Source organism: Oerskovia sp. Root918 (assembly GCF_001428945.1).
Lineage (GTDB): Bacteria > Actinomycetota > Actinomycetes > Actinomycetales > Cellulomonadaceae > Oerskovia > Oerskovia enterophila.
The window spans coordinates 658,536-672,159 of sequence record NZ_LMJG01000001.1 but is presented as its reverse complement, the minus strand read 5'-3'; the positions used below and the strand labels follow the sequence as shown (position 1 = coordinate 672,159).

11 protein-coding genes are annotated in these 13,624 nt (G+C 72.7%); 7 read left to right on the top strand and 4 right to left on the bottom strand.

What is annotated here, in order from left to right:
- Positions 1-72: 72 nt before the first annotated feature.
- The 3 genes from ASE27_RS19640 (at position 73) to mscL (ending at position 1,862) form a co-directional block, all read left to right on the top strand.
- Positions 73-432, top strand: a complete 360-nt coding sequence (locus ASE27_RS19640) for an FmdB family zinc ribbon protein (RefSeq protein ID WP_082608429.1) — start codon at positions 73-75, stop codon at positions 430-432.
- A gap of 99 nt (positions 433-531) precedes the next feature.
- Entirely contained in the window at positions 532-1,230 is a 699-nt protein-coding gene (locus ASE27_RS02875; protein WP_082608428.1) for an RcpC/CpaB family pilus assembly protein, read from the top strand.
- Positions 1,231-1,415: 185 nt separating this feature from the next.
- Entirely contained in the window at positions 1,416-1,862 is a 447-nt protein-coding gene (mscL, locus tag ASE27_RS02870) for a large conductance mechanosensitive channel protein MscL (protein ID WP_056645515.1), read from the top strand.
- 498 nt (positions 1,863-2,360) lie between these two features.
- Here mscL and ASE27_RS20425 read toward each other — a convergent pair whose 3' ends face one another.
- The 4 genes from ASE27_RS20425 to ASE27_RS02850 form a co-directional block, all read right to left on the bottom strand.
- Positions 2,361-6,503, bottom strand: coding sequence for a hypothetical protein (locus ASE27_RS20425; RefSeq protein WP_369818979.1), 4,143 nt, complete (start codon positions 6,501-6,503; stop codon positions 2,361-2,363).
- A 462-nt stretch (positions 6,504-6,965) separates the two neighbouring features.
- The gene (locus tag ASE27_RS02860; RefSeq protein ID WP_056645508.1) at positions 6,966-7,610 is read right to left on the bottom strand and encodes a vitamin K epoxide reductase family protein; all 645 of its coding nucleotides are present in this window, start codon (positions 7,608-7,610) and stop codon (positions 6,966-6,968) included.
- A 326-nt stretch (positions 7,611-7,936) separates the two neighbouring features.
- A complete protein-coding gene (locus ASE27_RS02855; RefSeq protein ID WP_082608427.1) occupies positions 7,937-9,208 on the bottom strand; it encodes a HAMP domain-containing sensor histidine kinase in 1,272 nt (423 codons plus the stop codon).
- Entirely contained in the window at positions 9,201-9,863 is a 663-nt protein-coding gene (locus tag ASE27_RS02850; RefSeq protein WP_056646608.1) for a response regulator transcription factor, read from the bottom strand. Before ASE27_RS02850 ends, ASE27_RS02855 begins: the two co-directional genes overlap by 8 nt.
- Positions 9,864-10,052: 189 nt before the next feature.
- On the opposite strand from ASE27_RS02850, the gene ASE27_RS02845 reads away from it, so the two are divergent.
- Genes ASE27_RS02845 through ASE27_RS02830 form a run of 4 tightly spaced genes read left to right on the top strand, consistent with a single transcriptional unit; the run spans position 10,053 to position 13,508 of the window.
- Positions 10,053-10,535, top strand: coding sequence for a hypothetical protein (locus ASE27_RS02845; RefSeq protein ID WP_056645502.1), 483 nt, complete (start codon positions 10,053-10,055; stop codon positions 10,533-10,535).
- The gene (locus ASE27_RS02840; protein WP_056645499.1) at positions 10,532-11,635 is read left to right on the top strand and encodes an efflux RND transporter periplasmic adaptor subunit; all 1,104 of its coding nucleotides are present in this window, start codon (positions 10,532-10,534) and stop codon (positions 11,633-11,635) included. Before ASE27_RS02845 ends, ASE27_RS02840 begins: the two co-directional genes overlap by 4 nt.
- Entirely contained in the window at positions 11,632-12,321 is a 690-nt protein-coding gene (locus ASE27_RS02835; RefSeq protein ID WP_056645496.1) for an ABC transporter ATP-binding protein, read from the top strand. Before ASE27_RS02840 ends, ASE27_RS02835 begins: the two co-directional genes overlap by 4 nt.
- Positions 12,318-13,508 (top strand): ABC transporter permease, encoded by a 1,191-nt coding sequence (locus tag ASE27_RS02830; RefSeq protein ID WP_056645493.1) that lies wholly within the window; start codon positions 12,318-12,320, stop codon positions 13,506-13,508. The genes ASE27_RS02835 and ASE27_RS02830 overlap by 4 nt, the downstream gene beginning before the upstream one ends.
- Positions 13,509-13,624: the final 116 nt, after the last annotated feature.

Sequence of the window (13,624 nt, the reverse complement as noted above, 5' to 3'; positions counted from 1 at the left end):
CGGGCACCCGGTCCAGGCTCGCGCCCGGCCCGCGACGACCGCACTCCCCCCGCGACCTCTTGAGGAGAGACCGTGCCCACCTACGCGTACACGTGCACTGCCTGCGGCCACGCCTTCGACATCCACCAGGCGTTCACCGACGATGCTCTGACGGTGTGCCCGGAGTGCGGCGGACGCCTGCGCAAGGTCTTCTCGTCGGTCGGCGTGACCTTCAAGGGCTCGGGCTTCTACCGGACGGACTCGCGGTCCTCGAAGTCGTCCAGCATGGGAGCCGGCAGCGCGTCGACCGCGCCCTCCGCAGGGTCCAAGTCGTCGGACTCGTCGAGCAGCGGCTCGTCGTCGAGCGGTTCTTCGTCGAGCGGCTCGACGGGCACGTCCTCGTCGAGCGGGACGTCGAGCTCGTCGAGCTCGTCGGGCTCCTCCGCGAGCTGACGCACCTCCTGGCCGTCCACAGGCCGTGGGCGGCGCGGTCCGTCCACAGGTAGACCCGAGGCGACGCACGACGCCCCGCGGACGCTCTACGGTCGCGCCATGCCTCCTGCCTCAGAGCGCTCCCGGCGCACGTCCCGGCCGCGGACCTCAGCTGCCCGACGGCGCCTGCACGCCCTCGCGTGGCGGTCACGTCCCGTCGTGGTCGCCGTGGGGTGCGGCCTCGTGGCCGCGGTCGTCGTGGGCAGGGTGAGCCCGCCGCCCCCCGAGACCAGCCCCGTGCTGGTCGCCGCCCGGGACGTCGGTGCCGGGGTCGTGCTGACCGCACGCGACCTCCGGGTCGAGGACGTCGCGTCGTCGCTCGCACCGCAGGTCTCCCTGACCAGGGTGAGCGACGCCGTCGGGCGCACGACGTCCGTCGCACTCCCGCGCGGGCAGACCATCTCCCCCTCGCTCGTGACCGCGGGCGAGCTCGCGGCGGCCGCCCCCGCCGGGACGGTCGTCGCACCGGTGCGGCTGGCCGACCCGGCCGTGGCGACCATGCTGAGCCCCGGGGACCGGGTGGACCTCCTCGTCGCCGCGTCCGGCGCCGACGGGTCCTCTGACGGGGCGCCCGGCACGTACGTCGCGCGGCGTGCGCTCGTGCTGGCCGGGGCACCCGCCGAGGAGTCGGCGGGCGGGCTGCTCGGCGGCGACACCGCGGAAGGCGGCGTGACGTTCGTGGCTGTGCTGCCCGAGGAGGCTGCGTCGCTCGCGGGGCTCGGTCAGTGGGGTGGGCTGTCGGCCGTGCTGGTGCCGTAGTGGCGGGTGGCGGCCGCGGTCGCGCCCCCGCCGGCGGCGGGGCCCGGACACGCGGCGCGCCGAGACGTCCAGATGCGCGACCACCCGAGCATGGAAAGATCACGTCAGGACAAACCTGCCGGCCGGACGCCGCCGAGACCTCGGCGCGCAGACCGGGTCTGCGCCCCTCTCGAAAGGACCCTGGCATGAAGAACGTGTTCAACGGCTTCAAGGAGTTCGTGCTCCGCGGCAACGCGATCGACCTGGCGGTCGGTGTCGTGATCGGCGGGGCGTTCACGCTCGTCGTGACGTCGATCGTCGACGGCCTCATCAACCCGCTCGTCGCCGCCATCTTCGGGAAGCCGGACCTGACGGGTGTCCTGAACTTCACCCTCAACGGTGCCGACTTCAGCATCGGTCTCATCCTCGACGCGCTCTTCAAGTTCCTGTGCGTCGCCGCTGCGCTCTACTTCGTCATCATCCTGCCCATGAACCACCTGGCATCGATGCGCAAGACGGGTGAGCAGGCCGAGCCCGAGGCACCGGCCGAGGACGTCCTGGTCCTCCAGGAGATCCGCGACCTGCTCGCGGCGCAGAACGCACGCGGCGCCGGCCCGGGTTCCGGTCCGGTCGACGGGCCCGGCATCCGCTGAGGTTCGTGCTCGCGCCCTCTGGGCGGCGGCCGCGTGCCGCCCACCTCACCTGCGGGTAGAGGAGGGTGTTGTTTCTGCGTAGCCACCACCGTGGTGGTGGCTACGCAGAGACAACACCGCCCCCCTGGCAACACCGACCTCCGGCACCGACCCACCGGCGCGGCCCGCAAGAGCGCCGGCCCGACCGGGCAGCCCGCCGAGCAGCGGACGACTCAGGACCAGTGCGGCGGGACGTCTCGCAGAAGCTCGGCGTCGTGACTGCTCTCCGCAGCCCCCGGGCGGGCGTCGCCCCAGGTCGCGGCGTCGTCGTCGGACCCCAGTCCAGCGACTCCTGCCTGCTCGGTGCCCCGTCGCACGACCCGGCGGGACCTGCGCCGCGGCGGATGCCCGCTCGCCGCGCCCACCGCCGGAACGTCGCCCGCAGCGTCCCCCGCAGGGGCCGGGGCATCGGGGCGGGAGGCTGGGTCGTCGGGGAGCACCCGTCCATTCTCTCAGCCGTCAGTCGGTACCGAACTCGTCGTCCGCGACCACGGGCACCACGACGATGCGGTCACCGCCGCCCGTCTGCGCGATCCCGCCCCGCTCGGGCAGCCGAGCGTCGCGCACCGCCTGGACCACGCGGCGGATGCGCTCGGCCTCCTTGGCCGGGTCGAGGAACGCCGCTGCGGACCACACCTGCGCCACGACCCATCCCGCGGACTCGAGCCGCTCGGCGATCTGCCGGTCGCGGACGCGGACGCTGCGCTCGGCGACGTACGCGTCGTCGTCGGTCAGGACCGCCACGAGGAGCTCGCCCGGGAGGTCGGGGTGCCCCACGACGAGCGGGATCCGGTCGCCCCCGGCGACCCCGTAGTCGGTCTCGACCACGAGTCCCGCGCGCCACAGACGCTCGGCCAGGTCGATCACGAGGCGGTCCGGGTTCCCCCCGACGTCCACGCCGTTGCCGAGCGTGACCTGGTCCGCGCGGCCGTTGCGCTGCTCGGCCAGGTCCAGGACCTCGGCGAGCAGCTTGGCGCCGTGCCCGCGCAGCCTCTCGGGGTCGAGGTCGGCCGCGGTGAAGCACGTGACGACGTGCAGCCGACGGCGCGTCGAGCCCAGCGTGTCGAGGAGCATCGCGTCCCCGCCCGCGGCGTTGAGCACGCCGAACCGGTGCAGGACCCGCCCGTGCGGGGTGCGGCCGTAGCCGACCGACAGGACGATCGCGTCACGCGTGAGCCCCGCGACCGCCGAGACCTCGGCCACCACGACGGGCTCGGCCCGCGCACCGGAGAAGAACGCGGCGAGGGCCGGGTTCTGCCGGACCTCGGCGAGCAGCGCGTCCCGGATCCGGTCGGCGTGCACCGCGCTCACCGTGACGATCGCGAGCGACTCCTCGGGGCGCGTCATGGCGTGCTCGATCGCGATCTCCACGACCCGGTCGACCTCGGCCTGCGTGCTCTCGACCGCTCCCGACGTCGGGTCGGGCATCCCGGCGCCGTCGACCAGGTCGAGGTGCACCAGGGGCTCGGCCCGCGGCAGCGGGCTCGGGCGGAGCACGCCCTCGTACCCGTGCGCGACGAGGAAGGCCGTCAGGTACGGGTCGCGTCGTGCACCACCCGCGGACAGGGCGACCGTGGGCAGGACCGCGGCGAGCTCCTTGACGGCCGACCCGGACGCTGCACGCGGGTCCCCGACGACCACGACCTGACGGCCGCGGGCGAGGGACGACAGCACGAGCTCGACCGGCAGGTGCTGGACGGCGTCGAGGATCACGAGGTCGACCGTGCGCGCCGGGGTGAACAGGTGCGGCACGAGCGTGGGCGACGCGACGACGCACGGGCGCAGCCGGCGCAGGATCTCGGGGTAGAGCTCGTGCGCGTCGCGCAGGCTCGTGAGCCGCCCCTCGAGGAGCTCGGTGAACAGAGCCTCCGCCTCGGACCGGTGATCGCGCATCGCGCCGCCGAGGTGCTCGCGCACCGCGACCCGCACGGGGGCCGAGAGCGCGGTGATGTGGGTCCGGTCGAGCTCGCGGAACCGGCCCGCGAGCGCTTCGAGGCCCGCACCGTCCTGACCCGCGAGCGCTGGGTCCTGCGAGAGGATCTGCTCGAACACCGAGCTCCACCACGCGAGGTCGAGCTCGGGCCCCACCAGCTCCTTCTCGACGCGTCGGGCCGAGAGGTCGTCGAGCAGCTCGCCGAGCCCCTCGTCACGCAGCGACCGCAGGGCCGCGGTGCGCGCGGGCAGGTGCTCGAGCGCGTCCTTCTCCTCGCTCAGGCTCAGCAGGCGTGCGGCGAGCTCGGGGAGCGGAAGATCCATCAGGTCCGCACCGACGGGGGTCGTGGACAGGACGGGCTCGAGGTACTCGAGGTCGAGGCGCACGGCCTCGAACGTGTCCTCGATCGCCGCGAGCCCCTCGGGGAGGGTGGGCCAGCCGCCGCGGGGGCACTGCGCCTGCCAGACCGCGCGCTGCGCCTGGACCTCGACGAGGGCCGCGTGGAGATCGGCGACCCGGACCCCGGGGCGGAGCATGTCCTTGGCCTGCTTGCGCAGCCGTCGCCGGTGGGCCCACCCCATGTCGATCCCGTTGTCGGCGCGCCACTGGCGCGTCCCGGTGGCCTCGACGAGGTCGGTCGCGGTGCGCTCGAAGATCAGCGGCTGGAACGCGTCCAGGGTGCCGCGCATCCCGCCGAGCATCGTGAGCTGCTCGCCCCACTGGCGGACCGACGTAGCGGGCGTGAGGCCCGTGGTCCGGGCGACCGACTCGACCTGCTCGCGGAGCTCGGGCAGGGTCCGGCCCGCGAGCCGCTCGACCCGGACCAGTGCGTCCTGGGCGCCCTCGCTGCTCGTGATGTCCGCGCCGAACCAGGGCGTGGACGTCGAGCGGAGCGTGAACGCGCCGACGTCGGCCGCGCCCTCGAGGCGCGCCGCGAGCTCGGCGCGGCGCTCGGCGCCGATCCGGAGCGTGACCTCGGGTCCGAGGCGGACGGTCGTCGCGGGAGCGGGGCGCTGCGCGGTCAGGCGGGCGAGCGCCTGCAGGGCCGCGTACGCGGACACCCCCCAGGGCTCGCGCACCAGGTGCAGCGACTCGACGTATCCCGAGAGCTGGGCACGCGCACCGAGGAGCCCGTCGCGCACGCGGGCGACGGCGTCGGTGTCGACGACCTCGGCCTCGGCGGCCATGGCCGCGAGCAGGCGGTGCGAGGCCGTGGCCCGCCACGTGGGCTCGGGCTCGATGTCGAGGATCAGTCCGTCCAGACCGAGCGTCTCGAGCCGGTGGGTCAGCGAGTCGGCCGCCCGGCGGTGCCCGGGGACGTAGAGGATGCTGCGCCCGCTGGCCGCCGCCTCGGCCACGACGGCCGCGAGCGTGCCCGCGACGTCGGACCCCGCGGGAGCGTCGACGAACAGGTGGCTGCCGGTCGCGAGCGTGTCGATCACGTGGCGCTGGGCGGGGTCGAGGTCGCCCACGCCGCGCTCCTGGGTGGGGTCCGCGTCCCCGACGCGCGGCGCCGGGAGCTCGCGCTCGAGCGCGGTCGCGGCCTCGTCGGAGCCGGCGAGCGCCGCGACGACCTCGTGCCGCTCCAGGCCCGAGGCCAGCTCGTCGAGGTCGTCGACGAGCACCTGGCCGGGGTGGACGAACGTCCCGACGAGCACGCGCTGGGTCATCTCGAAGTCGCCGAGCACGGCCCGACCCACGGCCGTGATCCTGGTGAGCGCGTCCGAGGGGTCGAAGCCCGCGGGCGTGAAGGCGCTGCGGGCGAGCGTCACGGGGTCGATCAGCCCGCCGTGGGCGCGCAGGGTGCGGGCGAGCAGGGGGTTGATCTCGACGGTCGGTTCGAGCGTGAGGTCGTAGTCGGTCTCGCTGTCGCCGCGCGGGGTGAGCGTGAGAGGTCGTAGCAGGACGGGGGCGCGCACGGTGCGCGGCAGGACCGGGTCGGGCGCGTGGGCCTCGGCGGGGTTCGCCGTGGCGCCCTCGGGCCCGACGGCGCCGCTCACCGCGTGCGGCGCGCCGGCGGCGGCCTCGTGGTCGCCCTGCGCGGCCTGGGCCGGGTCGGCCGAAGGGTCGTGGGCAAGGTCCGCGGGGTCGGCCGGCAGGCCGGTCGCCCCGTCGATGGTCCGGCCGTGCGACGAGCCGGCGACGTGCGCGAGCGCGGCGACGTCGTCGGTGGGGAGCCGTGAGGGCTCCTCCTCGGTCCAGGTCGTGACACCGATCGCGAGGTAGGTCGGTGCGACGCCGTAGCGCTGGGCGTGCTCCTGCGACCGGACGACCACGGCGCGGGCCCGGCGGCGAGCAGCGGGCAGCGACGCCCCTTCGCGGAAGAGGTTGGACAGGCGGGTCGGTCGGCCGGCGAAGAGCTGCGCGACCCCCGACGGGTGGGCCGCGGTGAGGTCGATGACGGCGTCCCCCAGGAGCCCGATGTCCGCGAGCGAGGAACCGCCCGCGAGCTCGACGAGCGAGGCACGCCAGGACCGGACGGCGTCCTCGACGAGCTCGGCGGTCGTGGGGGGCTCGACGAGCACGGGCGGCCCTGCGACGGTCGCGCCGTCGGACCCCTTCGGCGGGGCACCGGCTGAGGCGCCGTCGGGCGCGGTCTGGTCGGTGAGCGGCCGAGCGGGATCGGCCACGGACTCGTGGGCAGATGAGGTGCGGGCGGCTGCGTTCACTCTGGAACGCTAACCGTCGCGGGTGGCCGAACCGGCACCGGCACGCCGTGGGCGGCCGTTTCGGGTTGCTCGGGGCGACGAGAATGGCCACCAGGGCGACTGCGGGGAGGGAGGTCCGGCTCCTGTGAACTCGCTGTGAGCGTCATTGCGCACCGAGAACGGGCCGAGAAAGTGTGAGGACGGTGCGCACCGCGCAGGGGGCAGGCGATACGCACCGTCAGAGATGATTCTGCAAGGTCTTCTACGGTTCGTCAAACCTGTGAGCGGACGGCAGCGGGTGAAAGTGGACGAGCGTCCAGTTCGCTGCGGCAGATTCTTCCTGGACGGCCGTCAACGTGGCATTCAGTGCCACACCGGCCACATCGCGTGGTGACGCACGAGCGGCCGCGCCCCGGGTGGGGCGCGGCCACGAGGGTGAGCGCCGGCGTCGGGCGGGAGGCTCTTCCCCGCCCTGCGCGGGGCTCAGCCGAAGAGCTTGGAACCGTGCTTGAGCACGACGCCCGCGATCATCAGGACCACCCAGGCCGCCGTGAGGAACACGTCCGCGTCGGAGCGGACGAACGACAGCGCGCGCTCCTGCGCCCTGGCCGGGAGGTAGAGGTTGTTCTCGAGGATGTTCCAGTGCAGGAGCGTCATGAAGACGAGCGTCGTCGAGAGCGTGACGAGCAGGCACCAGGGGCACAGCGCGCCGATCACGAACATGGACTGGTAGAAGAGCCAGTACGCGAAGATCAGTCCCAGCGTGTAGACGACCTGCGCCGAGAACATGAACCAGCGCGGGAACCGCACCCCGCCGAGGCTCGCGACCGCGATCGTGATGACCACGGGTTCGGCGATCAGCCCGAGGAACGCGTTGGGGAAGCCGAACAACGACGACTGCCACGCGACCCCCACGGCACCGCAGGACAGGACCTCGTTGACGTTGCACGAGAGCTCGGCCGTCGGGTTCGCCGCAAGGAGCACCGCGTCGTAGGACAGGACGAACGACGCGGTCAGGCTGACCAGCGCCGAGAACAGCATGGTGCCGAACACCCACTGGCGGCTGTGCCGGAAGCCCTTCACGGTCAGCGGGTCGAGGGTCTGGTCGTCGTGCAGAACGTCGCTCATGCGTGCGGCCCTTCAGGCAGTGGCCCCGGCCATCCCCGGGGCGCCTCCAGCCTAGGGGCGTGGTGCCCGCTGCACGTGCGGGTGCGGCTTCTCGCGGACAATGCGCGATCAGCAGATGGACCGACCGCGCGGGTACGGTGCACGAAAGAAGCCGTGCACCTCCGGAAGAAACATCTGGAGAATTCGCCACGGATGCTGGGGCGAACATTCCTGACGCCTTTGTCAGGGCTGCCCGGAAAGAGACCCCTCTGGAATTCGATATCCGACCGGCCCCTCGTCGGGAGGGGCGGCCCCGGCGAGGCGACCCGGGCACCGGATCACCTTCTTCACGTCGTGGACCGCGGGTGCTCGCCGTTCACGCTGCGGGCCGGCGGGAGGACCACGCTCACTCGCAGGCCCCCGCCCTGGCGCGGCGCGAGCCGGAGCTCGCCCCGGAACCGGTCGACGATCGCCGCGACGATCGACAACCCCAGTCCCTGTCCGGCCGAGCTCGCATTCCTCGTGCGCCCGGTTCCTCTCATGAACGGATCGGTGAATCTCTCGACGGCCTCGGGATCGAGGACCTGGCCGGAGCTGACGACCTCGATCTCCCATCCCCCCGGAACGTCGGACGGGGCGGCCTCGACCGCGAGAAATCCGCCGGGCTCGTTGTGCCGAATCCCGTTCTGCACAAGATTGGTGACCAGCTGGCGGAGCAGGACGGGTTCGCCGTCGATGGTCGTCTCGGTCAGCCGGTGCTCGATCCGCACGTCGTGGGCCGCTGCCTCCTCGGCGCACGACTCGATCGCCTGGGCGACGACCCTGGACGGGTCGAACTGCTCGAGGCGCGGTGGCGACGAGTCGATCCTCGCCAGGTCCAGCAGGGCCGTCACCGTCTCGATGTTCCGTTCGTTCATGACCCGGAGGCGGTCGAACACGACCCTCTCCTCCGGGTCGTCGTGCTGGGCCAGGGCGACGTCCAGCATGGCCCGGGTCGTCGCGAGCGGGGTCCGCAGCTCGTGCGAGGCGTTGGCCGCGAAGCGGCGCGTGGCCGTGAAGGACCGGTCGAGGCGATCGAGCATCTCGTCGAAGCTCTCGGCGAGCTCCGAGATCTCGTCCCGGGGTCCGGACAACCGGATCCGCTGCGCCAGGTCGCCCTCGCTCGCCCGGTGCACGGCCGAGTTGATGTCCTGCAACGGCCGGAGCATCCGGCCCGCCACCGCCCAGCCGACCGCGGTGCCCAGCACCGCCAGGACGACGAGCACGACGATCGAGGTCACGAGCAGGAGGTTGAGGAGCTGCTCGCTCGACGTCACCAGGAGCTCGGACGCGGGGACGACCACCGCTGCCGGTGCCGTCGGGTCGTCGGTGGGGACCAGCGAGCCCCCGGGGGCGACCGAGGCCGCGTCGGTGGACGCCGTCGTGGCCGCGGCGAAGTCGTAGGTGGGGACATAGCGCATGAAGACGTAGACGATCGCGAGCAGGACGATGCCCGCCCCCGTCAGGAGCGCCGAGTAGGTCAGTGCGAGCCGCGCGCGCACCGTCAGGCGGTAGCGCTTCGTCACCGGCTCCCCGCCGTCGAGGTCCGACGGCGGCGGGGTGGGCCGCGGGCTAGTCATCGCTGATCACGTACCCCGCACCGGGCACCGTCGCGATGACTCCCGGGTCGCCCAGCTTGCGCCGCAGCGTGCTGACGGTCACCTTGACGGCGTGCGTGAAGGGGTTGGCGTTCTCGTCCCACGCCTTCTCCAGGAGCGTCTCCGCACTGACCACGGCTCCGTCGGCTGCCAGGAGCAGCTCCAGCACCGCGAACTCCTTCCGGGTCAGGGTGACGCGCCGACCCCTGACCGTGACCTCGCGGCGGAACGGGTCCAGGCGGACTCCGCGTCGCTCGAGCACCGGAGGCCGGGACGTGAAGCTGCGCCGGTTGAGGGCGCGGAGCCGGGCGATGAGCTCGGGGAACTCGAACGGCTTGGACAGATAGTCGTCGGCGCCGAGGCCGAGCCCGTCCACACGGTCGTCGAGGGTGCCCGCTGCTGTGAGCATCAGCACCGCGGGCCCGGCAGGGTCGGCCGCCAGGCGCCGGCAGACCTCGTCCCCGTGCACGCCGGGGATGTCCCGGTCGAGCAGCACCACGTCGTAGTCGTACAGCTCGACGGCGAGGAGCGCCGCGTCGCCGTCCGGGGCCACGTCGGCCGCGATCGCCTCCATGGCCAGACGTGCCCGGACGGCGTCGGCCAGGTACTCCTCGTCCTCCACGATCAGCACTCTCACGTGCGCGTCCACCTACCTCTCGTTCGCTCCGCCGTTCGCGGCGCCTCGCCGATCCATCTCCCTCAGGAGACCACGGAGAAGGTTGCGTCGAGGTAAGGCGCGGACCTTACGTTTCCGCAACCAAGGGCTTGATGAGATCGGCGCAGCACGTCAGGTCGCCCGACCTCGACGCGACGAAAGGACAACACTGTGCGCACGACGACCATCCGTTCCCTCACCGCAATCCTCGGGACAGGCCTGCTCCTCGCGGTCTCGGCCTGCTCCCCCGCTGCGGACTCCGACCCCGAGCTCGACACGGGAGCCGCCAAGATGACCATCGAGGAATGGCGGCAGGACGTCGACGACTGCATGCTCGACGCCGGCTACGACCTCGTCGCCATGAGCGAGGGGGGTGGCAGCACGCCGTCGATGACGAGCGAGGAGTCGGCGGCGTTCGACACCGAGTACACGGCCTGCATCGACGAGATCGGCGAGGCCCCCGTCGACGAGAACATGCCGTCCGAGGACGAGATGTTCGAGGCCCAGCTGGCATTCGCCGCGTGCATGCGCGAGGCCGGCTACGACTACCCCGACCCCGTCAAGGGATCGGGCATGAGCGAGGCGCTCGGTCCTGAGATCGACCCCGACGTCGTCGACACCTGCTACGCCAAGAGCCAGGAAGCCGTCCAGTGAGCGCTCCCACCACCACCGACCAGTCCTCGGCGACCACCACCGCCCGCCCGCACCGAGCACGACGCTGGATCCTGACGACCCTCGGCGCCCTCGCAGCCGTCGCGGCCGTCGTCGGCGTGGTCGCTCTCACGCGTCCGCCCGCGGCCCCCGACCCCACGAGCACCCGGCTCGAGCTCGAGACCGTCACCGTGAACCGGGGTGACCTCACGGAGCAGGTCCGGACCCAGGGCACCTTGGCCCACAACGCGCAACGCGACCTGGGGACGGAGCTCACCGGGGTGATCACCGGGCTCCCCGCGCCGGGCACCGTGGTCACCGTGGGCCAGGAGCTGTTCCGGATCGACGACCTCCCCGTGACCCTGCTGCGAGGGCCCCTGCCCGCCTGGCGCGCGTTCACCGCCGGGATGTCCCCGGGGAACGACGTCCTCCAGCTCGAGCAGAACCTCGCCCAGCTGGGCTTCTTCGTCGCGAAGCCCGACTCCACGTTCAGCGAGAGCACGACGGCCGCGATCAAGAAGTGGCAGAAGTCGCTGAAGGTCGAGCAGACCGGCACGATCGACCTGGGCCGGGTCGTCTTCTCGCTCGTCGACGTCCGCGTGCAGTCGCACAAGGCGCAGGTCGGCGACACCGCCGGTCCCGAGATCCTCTCCGTCACAGGACCGGACAAGCAGGTCCAGGCCTTCCTCGACCAGGCACAGGCACCCATCGCCCCCGTCGGCACCAACGTGGCGATCACCCTCCCGGGAGGCGTCTCCACGACGGGAACGGTCGCCGAGGTGGGGGCGCCGGTCGAGCAGGAGGGCGGCGACGACAAGACGCTCAAGGTGCCCGTGACCCTCACGCTCGACGACCCGGCTGCGGCCGAGTCTCTCGACAACGTCGCCGTCACGCTCGTGCTCACCCGGACCCGCGCGACCGACGTGCTGACCGTGCCCGTCCTGGCCCTGCTCGCGCAGCCGGGGGGCGGCTTCGCCGTCGAGACCTCGGACGGCGACAGCACGCACCTGGTGCCTGTCGAGCTCGGGACGTTCGCCAACGGCCTGGTCGAGGTGACCGGGGGCGACCTCGAGGTGGGCGACACGATCGTGGTGGCCAAGTGAGCACAGCGATCATCGACCTGGAGGACGTGACCCGCACCTACGGGTCACCACCGACGGTCGCGCTCGGTGGGGTCACCCTGAGGATCGACGAGGGCGAGATGGTCGCGATCGTCGGCCCGAGCGGGTCCGGCAAGTCGACCATGCTCAACATCATCGGGTCCTTGGACCGCGCGTCCTCGGGCGCGACCAGGATCGCCGGGAACGACGTGACCGCCATGAGCGACGCGAGCCTCTCGGCCCTGCGGGCCTACACGATCGGGTTCATCTTCCAGCAGTTCCACCTGTCCGACGGCGTCACGGCCCTCGACAACGTCGCGACCGGTCTGCTGTACACCGGCCTGGCGCCCCGCGAGCGCCGTCGCCGGGCGCGCACTGCTCTCGAACGCGTGGGCCTCGGCGCACGGTTGCACCACCACCCGCGGCAGATGTCGGGCGGAGAGCGCCAGCGCGTCGCGATCGCGCGCGCCGTCGTCGGCGAACCTCGCCTGCTCCTGGCGGACGAGCCGACCGGCAGCCTCGACACCGCCTCCGGCGAGGGCGTCGTCGAGATCCTCCACGACCTGAACAGGTCCGGGACCACGGTCGTGGTCATCACCCACGACCAGGAGCTCGCCGACCGCCTGCCCCGGCAGGTCCGCATCCGCGACGGCAAGATCCTCTCCGACGACCGGGAGGACAGCCGATGAGCCTCGACCGCCGTTCCAGGCTCCGGCCCGGCGACCTCTTCAGCCTCGGCCTGCACGGACTGCGCGCCCGCCCCATGCGCGCGATCCTCTCGTCCTTGGGCATCGCGATCGGTATCGCCGCCATGATCTCCGTGATCGGCATCTCGACCTCGAGCCAGGCGCTCATCAAGGACAAGCTGTCCGCGCTGGGCACCAACCTGCTCACGGTCACGGCCGGCACGGACGTCCTCGGCCAGGACGCGCCTCTCCCACCGGACGCGGTCGCGCTCGTGCGGCGCATCCCGGACGTCCTGCACGTGAGCTCGATCGGCACGCTCGACACGATCACGATCTTCCGCAGCTCCGAGGTCGATCCTGGCCGCACCGGAGGGTTGACCGTGGCGGCCGCCGACCTCGACCTGCTCGAGGCGACCGGTGCCCGGATCATGCACGGGTCGTGGCTCAACGAGTCGACCGCGCAGTACCCGGCGGTCGTCCTGGGCCGCGGGACGGCCGAACGCCTGGGGATCGGCACGGTGGGGAGCCTCGTGTGGGTGGGCGGTCACCCGTTCACCGTCGTGGGCATCCTCGAGTCGTCGCCCCTCGCCCCGGAGCTCGACTCGACGGCACTCGTCGGCGAACCGATCGCCTCCGACCTCTTCGACCACGACGGCGCGCCGACGACGATCTACGAGCGGTCCACGGAGGAGAGCGTCGCCCAGGTGCGCAAGCTGCTGCCGCCGACGATCCACCCCGAGACGCCGAGCCAGGTGCAGGTCAGTCGCCCCTCGGACGCCCTCGCCGCGAAGAACACGGTCGACCAGGCCTTCACCGGGCTCCTGGTCGGGGTGGGCTCGATCGCCCTGCTCGTCGGCGGGATCGGGGTGGCCAACACCATGGTCATCTCGGTCCTGGAACGTCGTCAGGAGATCGGCCTGCGACGCTCCCTGGGTGCCACGCGCAAGCACATCCGGGTGCAGTTCCTCTTCGAGGCGATGCTGCTGTCGGCCCTCGGCGGGGTCGCCGGAGCCGTCCTCGGGTGGGTCATCACGGCCGTCGTCGCCAGGACGAACGGGTGGAGTCTCGCGATCCCACCCGAGGTCCCCGTGCTGGGGGTCGTCGTCACGATCCTCGTGGGGGCGGTCGCAGGCGTCCTGCCCGCCGTGCGCGCGTCCCGCACCTCGCCGACCGCGGCGCTGAGCAGCTGACCGACGCCCCGTCGGCGCGGCGACAGGTGCCGCACCGGCGGGACACCCCGTGGCCGTCAGCCCTCCCCGGGCTGACGGCCGCGGTGCCTGGCCGTGCGGACCTGCCCGCGCGCCGT